The sequence below is a fragment of the Novosphingobium mathurense genome (genome assembly GCF_900168325.1).
GTDB lineage: Bacteria > Pseudomonadota > Alphaproteobacteria > Sphingomonadales > Sphingomonadaceae > Novosphingobium > Novosphingobium mathurense.
This window is the reverse complement of sequence record NZ_FVZE01000006.1, coordinates 27675-50561: the sequence shown is the minus strand read 5'-3', so window position 1 is coordinate 50561 and position 22887 is coordinate 27675. Positions and strand designations below refer to the sequence as shown.

General features: G+C 65.2%; 16 protein-coding genes. 4 read left to right on the top strand and 12 right to left on the bottom strand.

What is annotated here, in order from left to right:
* Positions 1-316: 316 nt before the first annotated feature.
* Complete coding sequence (locus B5483_RS16665) at positions 317-2632, top strand: CDC48 family AAA ATPase (protein ID WP_054947144.1); 2316 nt, start codon at positions 317-319, stop codon at positions 2630-2632.
* A gap of 79 nt (positions 2633-2711) precedes the next feature.
* On the opposite strand, the gene B5483_RS16660 is transcribed toward B5483_RS16665, so the two are convergent.
* Positions 2712-3848: a mechanosensitive ion channel family protein gene (locus B5483_RS16660; RefSeq protein ID WP_079731356.1), complete on the bottom strand. Its 1137-nt coding sequence runs from the start codon at positions 3846-3848 to the stop codon at positions 2712-2714.
* Positions 3849-3915: 67 nt separating this feature from the next.
* Entirely contained in the window at positions 3916-6756 is a 2841-nt protein-coding gene (gene polA / locus B5483_RS16655; RefSeq protein WP_079731223.1) for a DNA polymerase I, read from the bottom strand.
* A 224-nt stretch (positions 6757-6980) separates the two neighbouring features.
* On the opposite strand from polA, the gene B5483_RS16650 reads away from it, so the two are divergent.
* A complete protein-coding gene (locus tag B5483_RS16650) occupies positions 6981-7289 on the top strand; it encodes a hypothetical protein (protein ID WP_054947146.1) in 309 nt (102 codons plus the stop codon).
* A 153-nt stretch (positions 7290-7442) separates the two neighbouring features.
* Here the strand turns inward: B5483_RS16650 and B5483_RS16645 are convergent, their stop codons facing one another.
* The 4 genes from B5483_RS16645 to B5483_RS16630 all read right to left on the bottom strand — a co-directional run bounded on the left by B5483_RS16645 (position 7443) and on the right by B5483_RS16630 (position 12324).
* The gene (locus B5483_RS16645) at positions 7443-8426 is read right to left on the bottom strand and encodes a serine hydrolase (protein ID WP_054947229.1); all 984 of its coding nucleotides are present in this window, start codon (positions 8424-8426) and stop codon (positions 7443-7445) included.
* A gap of 359 nt (positions 8427-8785) precedes the next feature.
* Positions 8786-10435 carry a chaperonin GroEL gene (gene groL / locus B5483_RS16640; protein WP_054947226.1) on the bottom strand — a complete coding sequence of 550 codons (1650 nt, stop codon included), beginning with the start codon at positions 10433-10435 and terminating at the stop codon, positions 8786-8788.
* Between the two features lie 45 nt (positions 10436-10480).
* Positions 10481-10768 (bottom strand): co-chaperone GroES, encoded by a 288-nt coding sequence (gene groES, locus B5483_RS16635; RefSeq protein ID WP_007012467.1) that lies wholly within the window; start codon positions 10766-10768, stop codon positions 10481-10483.
* Positions 10769-10944: 176 nt separating this feature from the next.
* Positions 10945-12324 carry an MATE family efflux transporter gene (locus tag B5483_RS16630; RefSeq protein WP_079731355.1) on the bottom strand — a complete coding sequence of 460 codons (1380 nt, stop codon included), beginning with the start codon at positions 12322-12324 and terminating at the stop codon, positions 10945-10947.
* Positions 12325-12459: 135 nt separating this feature from the next.
* On the opposite strand from B5483_RS16630, the gene B5483_RS23535 reads away from it, so the two are divergent.
* Positions 12460-13050 (top strand): c-type cytochrome, encoded by a 591-nt coding sequence (locus B5483_RS23535; RefSeq protein WP_245829327.1) that lies wholly within the window; start codon positions 12460-12462, stop codon positions 13048-13050.
* Between the two features lie 217 nt (positions 13051-13267).
* On the opposite strand, the gene B5483_RS16620 is transcribed toward B5483_RS23535, so the two are convergent.
* From B5483_RS16620 to B5483_RS16595, 6 genes are all read right to left on the bottom strand, one after another.
* Positions 13268-13900 (bottom strand): hypothetical protein, encoded by a 633-nt coding sequence (locus B5483_RS16620; protein ID WP_245829325.1) that lies wholly within the window; start codon positions 13898-13900, stop codon positions 13268-13270.
* A gap of 77 nt (positions 13901-13977) precedes the next feature.
* The gene (locus tag B5483_RS16615; protein ID WP_054947228.1) at positions 13978-14448 is read right to left on the bottom strand and encodes a CYTH domain-containing protein; all 471 of its coding nucleotides are present in this window, start codon (positions 14446-14448) and stop codon (positions 13978-13980) included.
* 7 nt (positions 14449-14455) lie between these two features.
* A complete protein-coding gene (locus B5483_RS16610) occupies positions 14456-15367 on the bottom strand; it encodes a CHAD domain-containing protein (RefSeq protein WP_079731222.1) in 912 nt (303 codons plus the stop codon).
* Positions 15368-15557: 190 nt separating this feature from the next.
* Entirely contained in the window at positions 15558-15935 is a 378-nt protein-coding gene (rplL, locus tag B5483_RS16605; RefSeq protein ID WP_054946972.1) for a 50S ribosomal protein L7/L12, read from the bottom strand.
* An 87-nt stretch (positions 15936-16022) separates the two neighbouring features.
* Positions 16023-16538 (bottom strand): 50S ribosomal protein L10, encoded by a 516-nt coding sequence (gene rplJ / locus B5483_RS16600; RefSeq protein WP_054946973.1) that lies wholly within the window; start codon positions 16536-16538, stop codon positions 16023-16025.
* 454 nt (positions 16539-16992) lie between these two features.
* Entirely contained in the window at positions 16993-18156 is a 1164-nt protein-coding gene (locus B5483_RS16595; RefSeq protein ID WP_079731221.1) for a hypothetical protein, read from the bottom strand.
* Between the two features lie 568 nt (positions 18157-18724).
* Between B5483_RS16595 and rpoB the strand changes: the two genes are divergently transcribed.
* Positions 18725-22879, top strand: a complete 4155-nt coding sequence (rpoB, locus tag B5483_RS16590) for a DNA-directed RNA polymerase subunit beta (RefSeq protein WP_079731220.1) — start codon at positions 18725-18727, stop codon at positions 22877-22879.
* Positions 22880-22887: the final 8 nt, after the last annotated feature.

Here is a 22887-nt window from a genome sequence, read left to right as displayed (position 1 = left end):
TTTTGCATCTCCAGAAATCGCATTTCGCACTTGCACAAAAAGGCGACTGGAGTCATAACCAAACTGCCTTTCAGGCATCCTCTCCCAAAACTTCCACGGCCCGGTCGGCAACGTCCGGGCCTTTTTTTGTCCGCAATCTGTGAGCGTTATCATGAAATGGCGCTCCGCAGCGCTGCCCACGCGCGCGGGAACTTGAGATTGCCATCACCGTTCGTTTGAAATCCCTCGGGGCGATACCTAGCTCAAGGTCACTCCCAAGAAAGTCGCGATGTCGACGCGCGGCACATGAGGGAATTGGGCGAAGGAAAGGAATCACATGGCGGACGCCCCACCCCAGGTGGACGAACGGACGGTCAGGCTGCAGGTTGCGGCCGCCCGGCAGGAAGAGAGCGGCCAGGGCATTGCCCGCATGTCGCGCGCATCGCTTTCGGCGATCGGCGCGATGGAAGGCGATGTGCTGGAAATCACCGGCAAATCGGTAACGGTGGCTCAGGCCGTTCTGGCCTATCCCGAAGACGAAGGGCTGGAAGTCATCCGGCTCGACGGTCTCCAGCGCGTCAATGCCGAAGTCGGTTCGGGCGATCACGTCACGGTCCGCAAGGGCGAATCGCGTCCGGCCCAGCGGGTCGTCTTCGCGCCCGCGCAAAAGGAAATGCGCCTGCAGGGCCCCTCCGCCGCGCTCAAGCGCAACTTCGCGGGCCGTCCGATGGTCCAGGGCGATCTCGTCGCCACGACCGGTCAGCAGCAGGTGGCCGACATTCCCCCGCAACTGCGCCGCATGTTCAATGCGCCTGCCTATGCCCTGACGCAGATCCGCCTGAACGTCGTTTCGACCACGCCGCGCGGCATCGTCCACATCGACGAGAATACCGAAGTCGAACTGCGCGAGGTCTTCGAGGAAGCCGAAGCCCGGCGCGGCGACATCAACTACGACGACGTGGGCGGCATGGGCGATACCATCCGCCAGCTGCGTGAAATGGTCGAGCTGCCGCTCCGCTATCCCGAGCTGTTCACCCGACTCGGTGTAGCGCCGCCCAAGGGCGTGCTGCTCCACGGGCCGCCGGGAACCGGCAAGACCCGCCTGGCGCAGGCCGTCGCCAACGAAAGCGAGGCCAACTTCTTCTCGATCAACGGGCCCGAGATCATGGGTTCGGGCTATGGCGACAGCGAAAAGGCCCTGCGCGAGGTGTTCGACGAGGCGACCAAGGCTGCCCCGGCGATCATCTTCATCGACGAGATCGATTCGATCGCGCCCAAGCGGAGCCAGGTCCACGGCGAGGCGGAGAAGCGCCTCGTCGCCCAGCTGCTCACGCTGATGGACGGCCTCAACAGCCGCGCGCACGTGGTCGTCATCGCCGCGACCAACCGGCCCGAGGCGATCGACGAGGCGCTGCGCCGCCCCGGCCGCTTCGACCGCGAAATCGTCATCGGCGTGCCTGACGAAAGCGGGCGGCGAGAGATCCTGGCCATCCACACCCGCGGCATGCCGCTGGGCGACAAGGTGGACCTCAAGGAACTGGCGCGCACTACGCATGGCTTCGTCGGCGCCGACATCGCCGCCCTCGCCCGCGAGGCCGCGATCGAAGCCGTGCGCCGGATCATGCCGCAGATCGACCTCGAAGCGCGCACGATCCCGCCCGAAGTGCTGGAGAACCTCTCGGTCACCCGCGAGGATTTCATCGAGGCGCTCAAGCGCATCCAGCCCTCGGCCATGCGCGAGGTCATGGTGCAGGTCCCCAATATCGGCTGGTCCGATATCGGCGGGCTCGATGAAGCTCAGCTCAAGCTCAAGGAAGGCGTCGAGCTGCCGCTGAGGAACCCCGAGGCGTTCCACAAGCTGGGCATCCGGCCGGCCAAGGGCTTCCTGCTCTACGGGCCGCCGGGCACCGGCAAGACGCTGCTGGCCAAGGCCGTCGCCAAGGAAGCCGAGGCCAACTTCATCTCGATCAAGTCATCGGACCTGCTCTCGAAATGGTACGGCGAAAGCGAACAGCAGATTGCCCGGCTTTTCGCCCGCGCCCGCCAGGTTGCACCTTGCGTCATCTTCATCGACGAGATCGACAGCCTGGTGCCCGCACGCGGTTCGGGCGGCGGTTTCGGCGAGCCGCAGGTCACGGCCCGCGTGGTCAACACGATCCTTGCCGAAATGGACGGGATGGAAGAATTGCAGTCGGTCGTCCTGATCGGCGCCACCAATCGCCCGACCCTCGTCGATCCGGCCCTGCTGCGTCCCGGCCGCTTCGACGAACTGGTCTATGTGGGCACGCCCGATACGGCCGGTCGCGAGCATATCCTGGGCATCCACACTTCGAAGATGCCGCTGGCCGAGGACGTCTCGCTGGCCGACATCGCGGAGCGGACCGAGCGTTTCACCGGTGCCGATCTCGAAGACGTGGTGCGCCGGGCCGGTCTCATTGCCATCCGCAAGGGTGGCGCCGATGTCCGGTCGGTCAGCATGGCCGATTTCGAGGAAGCCCTGGACGACAGCCGCGCCACGGTGACCGAGGAAATGGAAAACGAGTATTCCCGCATGAAGGGCGAGCTGAAGAAGCGCGCCATGGAAGTGGCGCCGATCGGCTTCATCACGCCCGGCATGGTGGAATCGACAAGAGACAGGAAGCACGGGGACTGATCGGTCCCGGCTCGATACCATAGAAAAGCCCGGCCCTTTGCGGCCGGGCTTATTCGTTGGGGGCCAGTTCCCGCTCCGCCTAGGGCGAAACGGCGCCCTTGCCTTCGCCAGCCATGGCTTCGGCCACCGACGGACCAGCGGCCAACTCCACCGGAGCGACCGGCAGGGTGCGGCGGCGGACGAGGGCCTCGGGCTTTTCGCGGCGGATCCAGTCGAGCATCGATTCGCGGATTTCGCAGCGCAAGTCGAACAACGCAGGTCCGTCCTTCGCGCTCATCAGCAGGCGCACTTCGATGGCCTCGTTGTCGCAATCCGTGACCTGCAGCACCTGCGCGCGCTTGTCCCAGAGGCGGTGCGCGGTAATCTGCCGGGTATATTCCGCGCGGATCGGCGCAATGTCGGCCCCGTGGTCAAGGTAGATCATGACCGTACCGAGCAGTTCGGAGCTGGTCTTGGTCCAGTTCTGGAAGGTATCCTCGAGGAAGCGGTTGGACGGCACGACCAATCGGCGGTCATCCCAGACGCGCACGATCACGTAAGTCGTGCGGATATCCTCGATCCGGCCCCATTCGCCGTCGATGATCACCACATCATCGATCGCGATGGGTTCGGTCAGCGCCATCTGGAAACCGGCGATCAGGGCCTTGAGCGCAGGCTGCGCCGCCGCGCCGACAGCCAGGGCGGCAAGGCCGGCCGAGGCCATGAGCGTCACCCCGATCTCGCGCACCCCGGGAATCGAGGCGAGCATGCCTGCCACCGTCAGGAAGACGATCAAAAACGTGCCGATGCGACTGAAGATCGCCAGCCGGGTGCGGCGGCGCCGGGCGTTGTGGTTGTCCTCTACCGAGATGTCGTTGCGCAGGATCATTGCTTCGACGAAGGCGCGTAGCACCGCGACCGCGATCCAGCCGGTCAGCAGCGGCATGACGAAGCCCGAGAAGCGCGACCAGACCGCCTCGAGCACCGGCATCTCGCGCGCGGCCAGAACGATGCCCAGGGCCACGAAGGCATAACGGGTCGGCCGCGCCAGCCGCTTGACGACGATGTCGTCGGAATCGGTGCTGCTCGACCGGGCGACCCGGCGCAGGAGGCGGAAGACGAACCAATGAACCGCCAGTGCCACGGCAATGCCGATGGCAGCGGCGATCCCGGCAAGCAGGGGCTGCTCCGCCCAGGTCGGCAGGGCAACGAGGTTGCGGTCGATGAACCGGATCATGCGCAAGAGGTTATGCCGCATCGCAGCATAATCAAGGCCGTAAATTCACGCAGCCCGACGCGGGCGATCAGTGCGCGGCGCCCCAGCTCGATCCCGAACCGATCTCGACACCCAGCGGTACGTCCAGCTTTACCGCCGGCTCCGCCGCGCTCGCCATGACCCGCTCGATGACCTTCGAGGCGGCTGCGACGTCGGCTTCGGGCAGTTCGAACACCAGTTCGTCATGCACCTGCAGCAGCATGCGTACATGCCCCAGGCCCGCCTTTTCCAGTTCGGGCTGCATGCGCACCATGGCGCGCTTGATGATATCGGCGCAGGTGCCCTGGATCGGCGCATTGATCGCGGCGCGTTCGCTGCCCTGCCGCTCAGCCTGGTTCTTCGAGGTTATGCGCGGGAACCAGGTCTTGCGGCCGAACAGCGTCTCCGAATAGCCACGCTCACGCACCTGCTCGAGCGTGTAGGCGATGTAGCGCTGGATGCCGGGGAAGCGTTCGAAGTAGCGGTCGATCATGGCCTGCGCCTCGTCCGCCTCGACGCCGAGGCGACCCGCAAGGCCCCACCGCGAAATGCCGTAGAGGATCGCGAAGTTGATCGTCTTGGCCCGGCCGCGGGTATCGCGGTCGACCGTCCCGAACATCTCCTGCGCCGTGCGCGCGTGGATGTCCTCGCCATTGGCGAAGGCTTCCTTCAGGCTCGGCACGTCCGCCATGTACGCCGCCAGACGCAACTCGATCTGCGAGTAGTCGGCCGCGAGCAGGACATTGCCCTTGTCGGCGACGAAGCAGTCGCGGATCTGGCGGCCGATCTCGGTGCGGATCGGGATGTTCTGCAGGTTGGGATCGGTCGAGGACAGGCGTCCGGTCTGCGCGCCGACCAGCGAATAGCTGGTGTGGACGCGGCCCGTCTTCGGGTTGATCGCCGCCTGCAGTGCCTCGGTATAAGTCGAGCGCAGCTTCGAAAGCTGGCGCCATTCGAGGACCTTGGTCGCGACTTCAGCGCCCTCGCCGGCAAGCTTCTCGAGCACCGACTGGTCGGTGGAATACTGGCCCGACTTGCCCTTCTTGCCGCCCTTGTAGCCCAGCTTGTCGAACAGCACCTCGCCGAGCTGCTTGGGGCTGCCGATGGTGAATTCCTGGCCCGCGGCCTCGTGGATTTCGGCTTCGAGCGCGCCGATCGCCTCGGCAAACTGGCTGGAAAGACCTGCCAGCTTTTCACGGTCGACCTTGATGCCGTGGCGCTCCATCTGCGCAACGACCGGGATCAGCGGGCGATCGACCCGTTCGTAGATGCGGGTGCCGCCTTCCTCGGACAGGCGGGGCTTGAGCAGGGTGTGCAGCCGCCAGGTAACGTCGGCGTCCTCCGCCGCATAATGGGTCGCCTTGTCCAGCGGGACTTCGCCGAAGGGAATCGCCTTCTTGCCGGTGCCGCATAGATCCTTGAACGCCATCGGCTTGTGGCCGAGGTGGCGCTCGGACAATTCGTCCATCCCGTGGCCGCCGCCGATCCCGTCGATCGATCGACCGGCATCGAGGCAGAAACTCTCGATCATCGTATCGTCGACCGGTGAAACCGCGATACCATAGCGCGCCAGCACGTTCAGGTCGTACTTGATGTTCTGCCCGACCTTGAGCACCGCCTCGCTTTCCAGCAGCGGCTTGAGCACCTCGATCGCCTTGTCGAGCGGCACCTGCTGTGGCTTTTCGGCGAACATGTCGCTGCCGCCGTGCCCAAGGGGAATATAGCAGGCATCGTTCGGCCCGATCGCCAGGCTGACGCCGGTCAGGTCGGCCTGCATGGCATCGAGCGCGGAAGTCTCGGTATCGACCGCGACGAGATGCGCCGCCGCTGCCTTGTCCACCCAGGCCCGCAGCGCCTCGAGCGTCTGCACGCATTCATAGGCGGCATAGTCGAGCGCAGGGAATTCCGGCAGCGACTGGCGCGCGGCGCCTTCGGCAGGAGCGGCGCCCGCCGCTACCGGCTTGGACGGGTGGAGCTGCGTCGCGCGCTCCGGGCTACCGGCACCGCCATTGAGGCGCTTGAGAAGGCTGGTGAAGCCATGCGTGGAGAGGAATTCGGCAAGCGGTTCGGGCGGGATCGCGTCGAGCTTGAAGTCCTCTAGCGGCATCGGCAGGTTGCAGTCTTCCTTCAGCGTAACCAGCACCTTGGACAGGCGGGCCTGCTCGGCCTGCTCGATCAGGCGTTCCTGCAGCTTCGACTTCTTCATCCCGGGCGCGGCAGCCAGTGCCGATTCCAGATCGCCGTAGTCCTGGATCAGCTTGGTCGCGGTCTTGGGCCCCACGCCATAGACGCCGGGCACGTTGTCCACCGAGTCACCCATCAGCGCCAGCACGTCGCCGACCTTTTCGGGCGGCACACCGAATTTCTCGACCACCTCATCGATGTCGATGCGCTGGTTCTTCATCGTGTCCAGCATGTCGATCTTGCCGCCGCCCTTCTCGCAGGTGCCGACAAGCTGCATCAGGTCCTTGTCCGAAGATACGATGGTGACGTTCCACCCCTGCTCGGCAGCGGCGCGCGCGTAGGAGGCGATGAGGTCGTCGGCCTCGAAACCCTGCTCCTCGATGCAAGGCAGCGAGAAGGCGCGGGTCGCATCGCGGATCAGCGGAAACTGCGGGCGCAGGTCTTCCGGCGGCGGCGGACGGTTGGCCTTGTATTCCTCGTAGATGTCGTTGCGGAAGGACTTGCTCCCGGCATCGAGAATGACGGCCAGGTGCGTGGGACCGTCGGCCTTGTTGAGATCGTCTGCCAGCTTCCACAGCATCGTCGTGTAGCCGTAGACCGCCCCGACCGGCGTGCCTTCCGGGTTCGTCAGCGGCGGCAGGCGGTGATAGGCGCGGAAAATGTAGGCCGAGCCATCGACGAGGTAGAGGTGCTGCTTGGGATCCATGGACAGTCCCCTAGCAGCGCGGGAGCAAGGCGTCAGCAGGCAGGTCGACGAAGGTCGTGAACTTTCTCGGGAACCCGATGCTGCGAAATGCGTTTTGGCCCGAGTGCTTGAAACGCCGCGCGGCCCCTCCTAATCCATGGGGGACCGGTCCGGACCAAGGTGCCGGGCCTGCTTCGTGGCTTTCGCCATCGGGGTTCAACTTGCCAACGAGGGATTACCAAAAGATGCGCAAGATCGTTATTGCAACCACTGCCGCCGTTGCGGCCCTTTCGCTCGCCGCCTGCTCGGAACAGACCCAGGATGCGACCGAAGCCGCAGCGTCCTCCGCTGCCGATGACATGAGCGCCATGGCGACCGACGCCGCCGGTGCGGTCGACAACGCGGGCGACGCGATGGCCGGTGCTGCGAACGACGCTGCCGATGCCGCCAAGGAAGCTGGCGCCGATGCCGCCGACGCTGCCGGGGACGCCGCCTCGAGCGCCGAACAGGCTGCCAAGGACGCAGAAGCGGAAATGGACAACCAGACCAACTGAGCCCGACCGCTCAGTCTGGAGTGACGGCAAAGGCCCGCCGGACTTCGGTCCGGCGGGCCTTTGCTTTTGCCTGGAACGTCCGATCGACGCGGGCACGGCTCGCGCGAAGGCGAAACCCGGTGCGACCGGGCCGGGCCTGCGACCTGCTGCGCCTCAGCGCGAAGCTGTGCGGCGGTAGCTGGAGCTTTCGGTCAGGTAGCCGTCATAGACGGCGCGGGCGATCTGGGCGATGCGCGCCTCGCGGTTGGGGCGGCTGCCCTGCCCGGTGACATAGATGGCCACGGCAAAGGCATGGCCTTCCGGGGTCTGGATGATGCCGACGTCGCTGGAAGTGTTGTTGAGCGAACCGGTCTTGTGCGAGACGGTCACGCCGTCGGGCATCATCGCCGGAATGCGGCGACGACCGGTACGGCAGCGGCTCATCGCGCCGAGGATCACGTCGCGGCTTTCCGCCTTCATCCACTTGCCGTCGTAGATGCCGTTCAGCAGCTTGACCATGGCGAGCGGCGTGGCGCTGTCGCGCTTGTCGATCACTTGCGCCGGATCGATCGCGCCGTCGTCGCGCACCAGCGTGGCGATATCGCGATCGAGGTGCCAGTCCTCGATACCGGCGACGTTGTGCACCCAGTCGTTGACTGCCTTGGGCCCGCCCACGACCTTGAGCAACGCATCGGTCGCGTAGTTGTTGGAGCGGGTGATCATCTGCTCGATGAGTTCGCGCGCCGAGAGATAGGCGCCGGGACGAACCGGCGCGACCGGGCTGGAGAACGGCGCCGAGGCGACCGGGACCATCAGCGGAAATTCGCTGGTGAGGCTCCACTTGCCCTTTTCGACACCGGCGAGGAAGGTTGCAGCGATGGCAATCTTGCTGGTGCTGGCCATCGGGAAGCGCTGGTCGCCCAGCACTTCTATCGTGCGTCCGGTGGCGAGATCCACTGCAGCCACGCCAATGCGGCCCTTGGATGCTTCGGCCACCGATGCGAGCTGCTTCTCGAACTGCGTCGCATATGTCGGCGGGCCGCGAAGCTCGGTACCGAACACGGAATCGAAAGTCTGGCGAACGTCGCCGACGTTCTCGGCAGTGACGGTATCGCCCGCATGGGCAGGCGCAATCGGCGTCATCGCCGCCAGCGCCATCGCGGCAACGGCGGTCAGGCGAGTGGCGCCACGCAGGCACCTTGCGATGAATGTGCTAGACCCGGTCATATCTCTTGAAGCCTACAGCGTCCCAGTTCCTGAAATATGAAGGAAATGGCGGCGAATCGCCAGCCATTCGCGATGAATTGCCGGGATGCTGCGAGTAGTTGCGCAAAGCCGCAGTTTTTCGCCGTTTGCACGACGGATTCGTTCATCTGGGGGAAATGTTGCCGGACGGCTGAGAGCGGGGCCCATAAAGGTCCCGATCGAGCCTCAGTGCCGTCATGCCCGGCCAAAGAAAAGGGCCGGGAGGATTGCTCCTCCCGGCCCGTTTTCGTTCGGCCGATGGCCGGGCTGGCTTAGAAGCCGCCCATGCCACCCATGCCGCCCATGCCGCCCATGTCGGGCATCGGCATGGCGGGCTTGTCTTCCTTGGCTTCGCTGATCGCCGCTTCGGTGGTGATCAGAAGGCCTGCGACCGAAGCCGCGTCCTGCAGGGCAGTGCGAACGACCTTGGTCGGGTCGATAACGCCGGCAGCCACGAGGTTCTCGTAGGTGTCGGTAGCAGCGTTGAAGCCCTGCGTCTCGTCGTTTTCACGCAGCAGGTTGCCCGAGACGACCGCACCGTCGAAGCCGGCGTTGGTCGCGATCTGGCGAACCGGAGCCATGATCGACTGGCGGATGATGTCCACACCGCGGGTCTGGTCGTCGTTGGCACCCTTGAGGCCTTCGAGAGCCTTGGTGGCGTAGAGGAGAGCCGTACCGCCGCCGGGGACGATGCCTTCCTCAACCGCAGCGCGGGTCGCGTGGAGAGCGTCGTCGACGCGGTCCTTGCGCTCCTTCACTTCGACTTCCGAAGCGCCGCCGACCTTGATCACGGCAACGCCGCCAGCGAGCTTGGCAAGACGCTCCTGCAGCTTTTCACGGTCGTAGTCCGAAGTGGTGACTTCGATCTGCGCACGGATCTGCTCGACGCGAGCCTTGATCTCTTCGGCCGAACCCGAACCATCGACGATGGTGGTGTTGTCCTTGTCGATCGTGACCTTCTTGGCTTCGCCAAGCATGTTCAGGCTGACGTTCTCGAGCTTGATGCCGAGGTCTTCCGAGATCATCTCGCCGGCGGTCAGCGTGGCGATGTCGCCCAGCATGGCCTTGCGACGGTCACCGAAGCCCGGAGCCTTGACGGCAGCGACCTTGAGGCCGCCACGCAGCTTGTTGACGACGAGGGTGGCCAGAGCCTCGCCCTCGATGTCCTCGGCGATGATGAGGAGCGGACGGCCCGACTGCACCACGGCTTCGAGGATCGGCAGCATCGACTGCAGGTTCGAGAGCTTCTTCTCGTGGATCAGGATGTACGGGTTTTCGAGTTCGACCGTCATCTTGTCCGGGTTGGTGACGAAGTAGGGCGAAAGGTAGCCGCGGTCGAACTGCATGCCTTCGACGACATCGAGTTCGAATTCGAGACCCTTGGCCTCTTCGACGGTGATGACGCCTTCCTTGCCGACCTTTTCCATGGCTTCGGCGATCTTCTCGCCGACTTCGGTGTCACCGTTGGCCGAGATGATGCCGACCTGGGCGATCTCGGCAGTGCCCGAGACTTCCTTCGAACGGCTCTTCAGGTTCTCGACGACCTTGGTCACGGCGAGGTCGATACCACGCTTGAGGTCCATCGGGTTCATGCCGGCGGCAACCGACTTCATGCCCTCGCGAACGATCGCCTGGGCAAGAACGGTGGCGGTGGTGGTGCCGTCACCGGCCGCGTCGTTGGCCTTCGAAGCCACTTCGCGGATCATCTGCGCGCCCATGTTCTCGAACTTGTCCTTGAGTTCGATTTCCTTGGCGACGGTGACGCCGTCCTTGGTGATGCGCGGAGCGCCGAAGCTCTTCTCGATGACGACGTTGCGGCCCTTGGGGCCCAGGGTCACCTTGACGGCATTGGCGAGGGTGTCGACACCGGCGAGAATGCGCTCACGGGCGTCGCGCGAGAACTTTACGTCCTTAGCTGCCATTGTAGAATTCCTTTTAGAATATCAGATGGATGATTGCGAACAGGCTCAGGCGATGACGCCGAGGATGTCGCTTTCCTTCATGATCAGCAGGTCTTCACCGTCGACCTTGACTTCGGTGCCGGACCACTTGCCGAAAAGCACGCGATCGCCAACCTTGACGTCGAGCGGGGTAACCGTACCGTTTTCGGCGCGGGCGCCGTTGCCGGCAGCGACCACTTCACCCTCTGCGGGCTTTTCCTTGGCGCTGTCGGGGATGATGATGCCACCGGCCGTCTTTTCCTCGGCCTCGACGCGGCGCACGAGAACACGGTCGTGCAGCGGGCGGAAAGTCATTGGATACTCCCTAATCCTATGAGCAAGAATCTGAAATTGGCACTCCCGCTTTGAGAGTGCCAACGGCGGGGATATGGTCTTGCACCCCGAAGGCGTCAAGCGGCTCCATGCTAAAAAATTTGCAGGGCGGTTCCGGTATCGGACGCACCGAGCGAGGCCGCGCCCTGTTGCGCGCCTTACCCGGGCAGGAGGCCGAAGCGTTCGCGCCAGTGCCAGCGCGCGAGCAACAGGATCGCCGCCACCGTCAGGCCGACGGCAAGGCCGACCCAGACGCCGACGCCCTCCAGCGGGGTCCAGAACGCCAGGACCACGGCCACGCCGAACCCTGCCACCCAATACCCGAAGATGGCGATCGTCATCGGCACCCGGGTATCCTGGATGCCGCGCAGCGCCCCCGCGCCCACCGCCTGCAGTCCGTCGGTCAGCTGGAAGATCGCGGCGACGAACAGGTAGCGCAGGGCAAAGGCGATCAGCGCCGCGTTGGCGGGCGCCGACACGTCGATGTAGGCCGAGAGGATCAGCTTCGGGAACGCCAGCATCGCGCCGGCCGAGGCCGAGGTGAACGCCAGACCGATGATGATCGCCGCCCAGCCGGCATGGCCGATGGCGAGGCGATTGGCCGCACCGTAGTGATAACCGACCCGGATCGTCGCGGCCTGGCCGATTCCGAACGGCACCTGAAAAGCGAAGGAAGCGATCTGCAGCGCAAGGGTATGCGCGGCCAGTTGCGCCTCGCCGATGCGGCCCATCAGGAAGGCCGCTCCGCTGAACAGGCCGCCTTCCGCGACCAGCGTCAGCGCGATCGGCAGGCCGAGCGCAAGGATCTGGCGCAAGCGGCTCCACTCCGGGCGCCACCAGCGACCGAAGATGTGGAAGCGCCGCAGGTTGCGGTCCCGCGCGATTGCGGTGGAGTAGGCCAGCACAGCCGTGCAGGCGGTGATGATGCTCGACAGCGCCGAACCCGTCAGCCCCAGCGCCGGCGCACCGAAATTGCCGAAGACCAGCGTGTAGTTGCCCAGCGCGTTCACGAGAATCGACAGTGCCGTGATGAGCGTCGCGAATATCGGCCGTCCCAGCGCCGAGACGAACGTGCGCAGGACGTTGGAGACCGCCATCGGCGTTATCGCGATCGAGACGATGACAAGGAAGTGGCTCGCGAGTGCGGAGACTTCGGGGTCCTGCCCGGTCGCCAGCATCAGCCACTCACCCTTCAGGCTGACAAGGAATGCGGCGATGCCGAGAATGACCGCCACCCACAGCGCCATGCGCGTCGAGCGACGCACTTCGCGCACCGCGTTGCTGCGCCGCCCCAGTTCGGCGGCAATCAGCGGGGCGACGGCGCTGGTGACGCCGTTCAGCCCCATCATCATCACCGCGATCAGGGCGATGGCAAGGCTCGATGCAGCCAGCGCCTGCTGGCCCAGCCGCGCCACGAAAATGACGTCGGTGGCAAAGACCGCCATCTGCAGCAGGTTGGCCAACGCCAAGGGTCCCGCAAGACGCAGGGTGGCGCGCAGTTCGCCGCGCAGAGTCGAGGGGCGGAAAGTCTTCGTCATTGCGGAGCGGCGCGATAGGCCGAGTGGCGGAACAACGGAAGCGATTTCCCATGGCAAGGGATTCTCGCGCCGGCTTGCGCGCGCTTTCATTCCCCGGATCAGTGCGATACGAATGCCCGCGAAGGAGAAATTTCGATGCGTTCCAGCTTCCTGCTTGCCCTTGCCCCCATGACGCTGCTCGCCGCATGCGGCGGCTCCGAGACCGAGGCCACGACCGATACCGCAACGCAGGATGCCGGTAGCGAGCCGGCGGAACAGGCATCGAGCGAGGAAGCGGCTACCGCTTCCGCAACACCGGACGCTGCGACGCCGGACGCTGCCATGCAGAAAGTTTCCACCCCTGAAGTGGCAGAAACGGCCAAGCCGCAGGCCGAAGCGAAGGCAACCGCGGCTGCGCCTGCCGCCAAGATGGTATCGGCTGCAGCCGCGGCGCCCGCCGCACCGCCGCCCTCATTCATGCAGTGCAAGGTCTGTCACGCGGTCGAACCCGGCAAGAACGGCGTTGGCCCGACCCTTTCCGGCATCGTCGGCAGCAAGGCCGGTGAGGTCGCGGGCTACAACTTCTCGCCTGCACTGGCGAAGTCCGGGATCACCTGGAACCGCAGTACGCTGGACACCTGGTTGGCGGGTCCGCTCAAGATGGTTCCCGGCACCAAGATGGTCATCAGCCAGCCAGATGCCGCCAAGCGCAAGGAAATCATCGATTACCTCGAAACGCTGAAGTAGGCACTTCACGCGCAGGCGCCCGTCCGGGCGTCATACGCCGCGCATTTGCGCGACCCTTGGCCCCACCCCCTCCCTGTCGGGGCCTCGGGGAACCCCCAGTTGTCCGACCGGAAACTGCGCGCGGACCGATACGAAAAGTGGGGCGGCGCGGAAGGGATCCGGGCCGCCCCTTTTCAGTCGGGACACGTTACTTGCAGGGGACTTCTTGCGGGGGATTTCAGACTTTCTGGCCGGGGCCTTCCGGCACCTTGGCCGGAACCTCGGCCTTGGCGGGGATCGCGGCGGGCATCGCCGAACGGTTCGCATCGGCGGCATCGCAGACATCGGATGCGGCCTCGACCATCTTCGGCGCGGCGCCCGAACCGTCGGAGCTGTAGGATACGGTGCGGGTGCAGCCGTCTGCGCTCGTCGTGGCAGAGTAATAGGTCACGTGCATGCCCTGCGGCACGTTACCGACCATCGTGAAGCCGGGGGCGGCATTGCCGGCTACTGCCGGAGTGGCCGCTGCCTGCGCCTGCATCTGCGCGGCCTGCTGCTGCATGAGCGCGACACGCTGCATCATCGCATTCATCTGCGCATCCACGATGGCCGAGATGCGCTCCATGCCGGCGAAGGGATCGGCCATGAGCATCATCGCCGGATCGGCCCGATCGGCTGAGACGACCTGATCGACCGGGACGAACTCCACCCGGGGCACGACGTCGCCGGTGTACTGGACGTGGACGACTGCGCCATCCGGCGCATCGACCTTCATCGTGTGAAGACTTGCCGCGGCGGCTTCGGCTGCGCCGGCGCCAAGCACCGCCAGGATCGCGGCACCGATCACACAGTTGCGGGGGGCAATTCGCATTGAGGGATCTCCTGTGACTCAAGCCGTTGCGAAGCCGAAACCTATCCCCTCAACCTGAACCGCAGATTACCCGATGTTCAGCCGCCCTGTGCGAGCGCCGCGTTGCTGTAGTGCGGGTCCGAAGTCACCTCGCGCCCGATCCATTCCGGCAGGTCCACCGCCTCGTCGGCGCTGCCCAGCTCGATCTCGGCAAGGACAAGCCCCTCGTGCTCGCCCGCAAAGACATCGATCTCCCAAGTCCGCCCGCCGCCCGCCGGGACGAGGTGACGGACCTTGTCGATGACGAGGCCGCGCCGCAGTTCCAGCATCGCCCGCGCATCCTCGATCGGCACCTGGTATTCGAACTCGGAGCGTGAAAGGGCCTTGCCACCCCCTTTGCCCCGCGACTTGATCGTCAGCTTGGCCCTCTCCTCGTCGATGATGCGGATCCGCACCCCCGCCTTCCCGCCATTCGACAGGTAGGCCTGGCGGATCCGCTTCTTCGCGGCGACCGCGCTACGCCAGCCGTCACCCTCGACGAGGAACTTGCGCTCGATCTCGATGGCCATGCCCGGCTCAATCCCTCTTGTGCGCGGTGCCAGCGCGCCAGATCTGCCACAGCTTCCCCCAATGCCCCTCAAGGTCCTCGGCAGATTGCGCGAGGATCCGCTCGATCAGGGGCTTGCTCGTCCGTTCGAGCGCCTCGCGGCGCTCCAGGGCGAGAGACTGCAGGCAGGCCACCGCATGGGGATGCGCGCCGCCGGCATGGAGATCGGTCAGCCGCTGCTCGAATACGGCAATGTCGTGATGGAGCCCGAGGTTATCGGCCAGCAGGCTGAGCTGATCTGCCCGCGCCTTCATGACTTCGGGCCAGATCTGCACCAGCAGGCGCGCGTGATACCAGTGGTACTTCATGCGCTTGCGCAGCTCGTGAAAGTTCGCCGCGCTCGGATCGGCGGCCGCCACGGTCGCCGCCTTGCCGGCGCGGCAGATGACCTTGGCCAACCCTGCGCCGATCGCGCCCCAGCCCCTGTCCTCGACCGACCAGTCGGCGGCCCGCTCGCGGCTTTCTTCCAGCAGGACGCGCACCTTCTCGAGATGGGCATCTTCGACCTCGCCCTGAACGAGGCCGCTGCCGGCCGCTTCCAGTTCATCCAGCAAGGGTGCGAAGAAGTCCTCTCCCAGATCCCCACGGGCATCATCGATCAGCAGCCTGCAGGTGTCGACAACGACCTTGGCATCGCGCGAGCCCGCCATGAGCCGGGCCATGTCGCGAAAACGGGCATTTTCGGCCGCATAGTCGGGAAACGCCGGCCGCACGAGGCGGATCAGCGCGCGGATCTTCTTGCAGGACTTGCGCACCTCGTGCGTGGCGATGGCCGAGGGTTCGTGTTCGATCGCACTCAGCGCACGGGCCGCCTGCTCACGCGCGATACGGCGCACGGCATGCTCCACCGAGCTGTCCCTGGCTTTGAAGCGGTAGGCCATGCGTCCCTCGAGCTGCCGCGCCTGCGGGGCGCGACCATGCCAACGTTTATGCCAAAAGGGAAACAATGGTTCACCATTGTCGCGCGCGGCAAGCCTGCCGGGACTGCGGGCAGAGCAGCGCGCATAAGAAAAGGGCGGCCCCGATGGAGCCGCCCTTCCCTGTTTCGTTCCGAAAAATCCGGAAAGAAGATTACTTGAGCTCGACGGTGCCGCCGGCTTCTTCGATCTTCTTCTTGATTTCTTCGGCTTCAGCCTTGGAAATGCCTTCCTTGACAGCCTTCGGAGCGCCTTCGACGAGAGCCTTGGCTTCAGCGAGGCCCAGACCGGTCACGGCGCGGACTTCCTTGATGACCTGGATCTTCTTGCCACCGTCGCCGGTCAGGACGACGTCGAATTCGGTCTTCTCTTCAGCGGCTTCGGCAGCAGCACCGCCAGCGGCGGGGGCAGCAACGGCCACGGCAGCAGCGGCGGAAACGCCCCATGCTTCTTCCAGGGCCTTGGCGAGGTCAGCCGCCTCGAGGACGGTCAGCTGCGACAGTTCTTCAACAAGCTTGGCGATATCGGCCATTGTACTTCACTCCTGATCTGTGGTCCCGGGGCGCCTCATGCAACCAACCGGGATAAATCGTTTCGAATCGTATTACCGAGGCTTGGCTCAGGCAGCGTCCTTGGCGGCGTAGGCGCCGAAGACACGGGCCAGCTTGGCCGCCGGAGCGGTCGAGAGCTGGGCGATCTTCGTGGCCGGAGCCTGGACGAGACCGATGAGCTTGGCGCGCAGTTCGTCGAGCGAGGGCATCGAGGCGAGAGCCTTGACACCGTCCGCGTTCAGAACCTGCGAACCCATCGCGCCGCCGACGATCTCGATCTTGTCGGTCGTCTTGGCGAAGTCGACGACGGCCTTGGCGGCTGCGACGGGGTCCACCGAAGTGGCGATGGCCGTCGGGCCGGTCAGGAAGTCGCCGATACCGACATAGTCGGTGTCCGCGATGGCAAGCTTGGCAAGACGGTTCTTCGCAACCTTGTAGGTCGCGCCGGCTTCACGGATCTTGTTGCGCAGTTCGGTGGACTGGGCCACCGACATGCCGAGGTTGCGGGTGATGACCACCACGCCGACCTCGTTGAAGACCGCGTTGAGCTGGGCGACCGATTCGGCTTTCTGCGAACGATCCATGCCTTACTCCTTCACATGTGACCGCTTGGGGGTTTCGCCCCGCACGGCCGGCTACGTTTGACCATGGCGCTGATGCACCACGGGCGAGTCCGTTCGATGGGGAAGGAGTATCGCGCCGAAACGCGAGAGTGGCACCGCGCTGCGAGGAGCGAGGGGCCGGAAAATTTCCTGTTCCCCGTCTAGGCTGGAAATTAAGCCGCAAAACGGCACCAACTGTCTCGGACGGATGAACGACAGACCCAAGGCCTGCCGGTCGGAGCGGGCCATTGGCGGAAATGCGCCGCAGAGTCAAGCAAAGTCCTGCTGCGCCGGACATGGGAACTCGGCATCATCGGGAAATGGAGCATCTCCTTCGGGCGCATCAGGCAGTGAATCAGGAGAGCACGAAAAAACGGGGCGACCCGCTGGGGTCGCCCCGTCGTCACCTGCCGCCCGAGGGGGTGGCGGCTGGCGATCAGGCCTCGACCAATGGGGGCGTAGGGGTGGAGGGTTTGGTCGCAGGCCGGTAGCTGCGCCAGTCGAAGGACTGGGCCATGCCCTGCTTCTGCAGGTGTTCGCGATGCTGGAGCTGGATCCGCGCCCGGCGCATGCGGGCCTTGCGCGAGGTGAAGGGATTGCCGGGATCGGGCGGTGCGGCGACCATTCGCTCCAGCAGTGCATGGCGCTCCTCTCCGGTCGGCACCGGCCCGCTGTCGGTGACCGGCGCGCGAACCTTGCGCTCCGGCGCGCGACGTGCCGGGGTCTGCGCGGCAGTGCTTGCCATGGCCGCCGAGCCACCTGCCGGCATGGGCGCAGCCGCGGGGGCACGCGAAGCCGAAGCGTCAGCGGACGCCCGAACCGGACTATAGGTGGCAGCGGGCTTGTAGGTGCCGGGCAGCGGCTGACGCGAACGCGGCTGACGCACCCGCTTGCGGCGCGAGCGCATGGCCATAATCCCCGCCCCGGCTATGCCTGCAGCGGCAAGCAGACCGAGGATACCCTCGATGGGCAGGTCGCTGCCATCATCGGCCGGAGGCGCGTCGGCCGCAACGTCGGCGCCCGCATCGGCAGGCGGAACCGTGCTGAGCGGCGAGGCTGGCACCGGGTCCGCGACATCGCCCTGCGCAAGTGCGCCATCGGCGGCCGTACCGGCCCCGGATTCGTTGGGTACGACGACAGGCTCTGCAGCACGGCGGCTGGTCGCTCCAGGTGTAGGCGCTTCACGTGCAGGCTTTGCACGTGCGGGCGAGCGCTCGCTCCGACTGCGATCTGCGGGGGCGGAACCCGTCGGATTGCTCGCGGAAGGGGAGGCGGAACTGGATGTAGCGGCCGAGGTTTCGGACTGAACCACGGGCGCCACCGACATGACGACCGGCTGCGAAACGGTTGCATCCTGTGTCGGCTGCGCCTGCGGGGGTACGATGCTCGGCTGAACCGCGGTCGACTGCTCGGCGGAGTTCGTGACCGGGGCCGCCGACCTCGAAGCTTCGACAGGCGAGCCGCTGTTCACGTCCTGCGGCAAGGTCAGCGCAGGCGCGGACGCCCCACTGTCCTGTGCCAGGACCGGCGTGGAACCAATCGCCAGGACGGCAGCAATCGCCGTCAGGGCGCGAGGCGAACGTGTGAGTGCTTGTGTCATGCCCGGTATAATGCGCGTCGACCCGAAAGAGTTACCGCCGCTACCGCCAATACAGGACAAGACGACAGCCCCGATGCGACGAACCGATACTTGGGCATCCCGGCGCTGTATTTGCCTTGTCGGCGCACAACAGCGCGTTCATTTGGCGTTCACCGAAAATCGTCCCGGGACCCATGAATATACCGCAGGATCAACGCCCTGAGCGATCCTCTAGCCGCAAGCGCGCCGCCCCATTTCGACCCTCGCGACCGGTGCGCGCGGCGGGCGTGGGAACGTTTGACAGCGCGGGACCCCACTCCTATATGCACCGTTCGCTCGGCGCTTCGAGCAAGGCGGGTCCATGCGCGGGGACACGTCCAGGAAGGAAGCGATCCGGGTATTCATCTGACGCAGAGGCTGCAGGCCGCTTCGGACCCCGATGCAAGGGATTCCGGGCATGCCGAGCGGCCTTTTGGTGTTTCAGGTGATCCGTCCAACAGGCGGAAATCGTCCTCGCGAAGACGAAATTTTTCCGGACCGTTCACTGCGAATCGGTCCCTTTTGAGAAGCGAAGAGGCAAGAACCCCACATGGCGACCAAGCCCCTCGAACACCGCCGCTCCGCGAAGAAGCGGATCCGCAAGATCTTCGGCGACATCCACGAAGTCGTCCAGATGCCCAACCTCATCGAGGTCCAGCGCGAGAGCTACGAACAGTTTCTGCGTTCCGATCCTTCGGTCGGCTACGTTTCGGGCCTGGAAAAGACGCTGCGTTCGGTGTTCCCGATCCGCGACTTCGCCGGCACCAGCGAACTCGACTTCGTGCACTACGAACTGGAAGAGCCGAAGTACGACGTGACCGAGTGCCGCCAGCGCGGCATCACCTATGCGGCCCCGATGAAGGTCACGCTGCGCCTGATCGTGTTCGAGGTCGACCAGGAAACCGAGACCCGCTCCGTGCTCGATATCAAGGAGCAGGACGTCTACATGGGCGACATGCCGCTCATGACCGAGAACGGCACCTTCTTCATCAACGGCACCGAGCGCGTCATCGTTTCGCAGATGCACCGTTCCCCGGGCGTGCTGTTCGACCATGACCGCGGCAAGACGCACTCCTCGGGCAAGTTCCTCTTCGCTGCCCGCGTGATCCCGTACCGTGGTTCGTGGCTCGACTTCGAGTTCGACGCCAAGGACAACGTCAACGTGCGTATCGACCGCAAGCGCAAGCTGCCGGTCACCTCGCTGCTCTATGCCCTGGGCCTCGACAGCGAGCAGATCCTCGACCACTTCTACAACACCGTGACCTGGAAGCGCGGCGAAGGCGGCTGGCGCCTGCCCTTCACCCCCGAGCACTGGCGCGGCCTGAAGCCGGCCTTCGACATCGTCGACGCCAAGTCGGGCGAAGTCGTGTTCGGCGCCGGTCACAAGATCAGCCCGCGTGCCGCCAACAAGGCGCAGAAGGACGGTCTTGAGGAACTCCTCATCCCGACCGAGGAAATCTTCGGTCGCTACATCGCCGAGGACATGATCGACGAGTCCACCGGCCGCATCTACATCGAGGCCGGCGACGAAGTGACGCCGGAAAACCTCGAGGTGATCGACGCTGCCGGCATCGACCAGCTCAACCTGCTGGACATCGACGACGTCAACACCGGTCCGTGGATCCGCAACACCATGAAGGTGGACAAGGCCGAGAACCGCGACATGGGTCTCGAGGCCATCTACAAGGTCATGCGTCCGGGCGAACCGCCGACGAAGGAAACCGCCGAAGCCCTCTTCGAAGGCCTGTTCTTCGACGGCGACCGCTATGACCTTTCGGCCGTCGGCCGCGTCAAGCTGAACATGCGCCTCGGCCTCGAGGTCGAGGACACCGTCACCACCCTGCGCACCGAGGACATCCTCGCCGTGGTCAAGGAACTGGTGAACCTCAAGGACGGCAAGGGCGAGATCGACGACATCGACAATCTCGGCAACCGCCGCGTGCGTTCGGTGGGCGAGCTGCTGGAAAACCAGTACCGCGTCGGCCTGCTGCGCATGGAGCGCGCCGTCAAGGAGCGCATGAGCTCGGTCGACGTATCGACCGTGATGCCGAACGATCTCATCAACGCCAAGCCCGCCGTGGCTGCCGTTCGCGAGTTCTTCGGTTCCTCGCAGCTCTCGCAGTTCATGGACCAGACCAACCCGCTTTCGGAAGTCACCCACAAGCGCCGCGTCTCGGCGCTTGGCCCGGGCGGTCTGACCCGTGAGCGCGCCGGCTTCGAAGTCCGCGACGTTCACCCGACCCACTACGGCCGCATCTGCCCGATCGAAACGCCGGAAGGCCCGAACATCGGTCTGATCAACTCGCTGTCGACCTTCGCCCGCGTCAACAAGTACGGCTTCATCGAAACCCCGTACCGCAAGGTCGTGGACGGCAAGGTCTCCGGAGAGGTCGTGTACCTCTCGGCGATGGAAGAACAGAAGCACACCGTTGCGCAGGCTTCGGCCGAACTGAACACCGACGGTTCGTTCGTCGAGGAACTCGTCTCGGCTCGCCAGAACGGCGAATTCGTGATGAGCCCGCGCGACCAGGTCACGCTGATGGACGTTTCGCCCAAGCAGCTCGTCTCGGTTGCCGCCTCGCTCATTCCGTTCCTGGAAAACGACGACGCCAACCGTGCACTGATGGGCTCGAACATGCAGCGTCAGGCCGTGCCGCTGGTCAAGGCCGATGCGCCTTACGTCGGCACCGGCATGGAAGAAACCGTCGCCCGCGACTCCGGCGCCGCGATCTCCGCCCAGCGCGGCGGCGTGATCGACCAGGTCGACGCCACCCGTATCGTCATCCGCGCCGCGGGTGACATCGAGGCCGGCAAGTCGGGCGTCGATATCTACCGCCTGCAGAAGTTCGAGCGCTCGAACCAGTCGACCTGCATCAACCAGCGTCCGCTGGTGAAGGTGGGCGACGTCGTCGAGGCCGGCGACATCATCGCCGACGGCCCTTCGACCGAACTGGGCGAACTGGCCCTGGGCCGCAACGTGCTCGTCGCGTTCATGCCCTGGAACGGCTACAACTACGAGGACTCCATCCTCATCTCCGAGCGGATCGTGAAGGACGACGTCTTCACCTCGATCCACATCGACGAGTTCGAGGTCATGGCCCGCGACACCAAGCTGGGTCCGGAAGACATCACCCGCGACATCCCGAACGTCGGCGAGGAAGCCCTGCGCAACCTCGACGAGGCGGGCATCGTCTACATCGGCGCCGAAGTGCACCCGGGTGACATCCTCGTCGGCAAGATCACGCCGAAGGGCGAAAGCCCGATGACGCCGGAAGAAAAGCTCCTGCGCGCCATCTTCGGTGAAAAGGCCTCCGACGTTCGCGACACCTCGCTGCGCCTGCCGCCGGGCGTTTCGGGCACCATCGTCGATGTGCGCGTCTTCAACCGCCACGGCATCGAGATCGACGACCGTACCCGCGCGATCCAGAACGAGGAAATCGAACGCCTCGCCAAGGACCGCGAGGACGAACGCGCCATCCTCAACCGTGCGACCTACAACCGCCTGCAGGAAATGCTGATCGGCCAGGTGGCCGCTTCCGCTCCCAAGGGCGTGAAGAAGGGCATGGAGATCGACGAAACCGTGCTCGGCGAAGTCGAGAAGCACGAATGGTGGAAGTTCGCGGTTGCCGACGACCACATGCAGTCGCAGCTCGAAGCGGTGAAGGCCCAGTACGACGCGACCGTCAAGGCGATCCAGGAGAAATTCGAGGATCGCAAGGAGAAGCTCGAGCGCGGTGACGAACTGGCTCCGGGCGTACTCAAGATGGTCAAGGTCTTCGTTGCGGTGAAGCGCAAGCTCCAGCCGGGCGACAAGATGGCCGGCCGTCACGGTAACAAGGGTATCATCAGCCGCATCCTGCCGCAGGAAGACATGCCGTTCCTCGAGGACGGCACCCCGGTCGACTTCGTGCTCAACCCGCTGGGCGTGCCTTCGCGCATGAACGTCGGGCAGATCTTCGAAACGCACCTGGGCTGGGCCGCGCGCGGCCTGGGCAGCAAGGTCGGCGAGGCGCTGGACGCATGGCGTGCCGCCAACCCCGATCCGGTTGCCGGACAGCCGCCCGAAGCCGTGAAGGAAGTGCTCAAGGAGATCTACGGCGAGAACTACGCCGACGAGATCGAAGCGCGCACTCCCGAGCAGATCGTGGAACTGGCGCAGAACGTGCGTGCCGGCGTGCCGATGGGTACCCCGGTGTTCGACGGCGCGGTGGAAGCCGACGTCTCGGCCATGCTGAAGCTCGCCGGGCTCGATGAATCGGGCCAGGTCACGCTCCTCGACGGCCGCACCGGCGAGGCGTTCGACCGCAAGGTTACTGTCGGCTACAAGTACGTGCTCAAGCTGCACCACCTTGTCGACGACAAGATCCACGCCCGTTCGATCGGCCCCTACTCGCTCGTCACCCAGCAGCCGCTGGGCGGTAAGGCGCAGTTCGGCGGCCAGCGCTTCGGTGAGATGGAGGTCTGGGCACTCCAGGCCTACGGTGCAGCCTACACGCTGCAGGAAATGCTCACCGTGAAGTCGGACGACGTGGTCGGCCGCACCAAGGTCTACGAAGCGATCGTCAAGGGCGACGACACCTTCGAGGCGGGCATCCCCGAGAGCTTCAACGTTCTCGTCAAGGAAATGCGCTCGCTGGGCCTCAACGTCGAGCTCAAGAGCCACGACGACGAGGACGACGACGGCCTGGCCGAAGCGGCGGAGTAACGGGATCG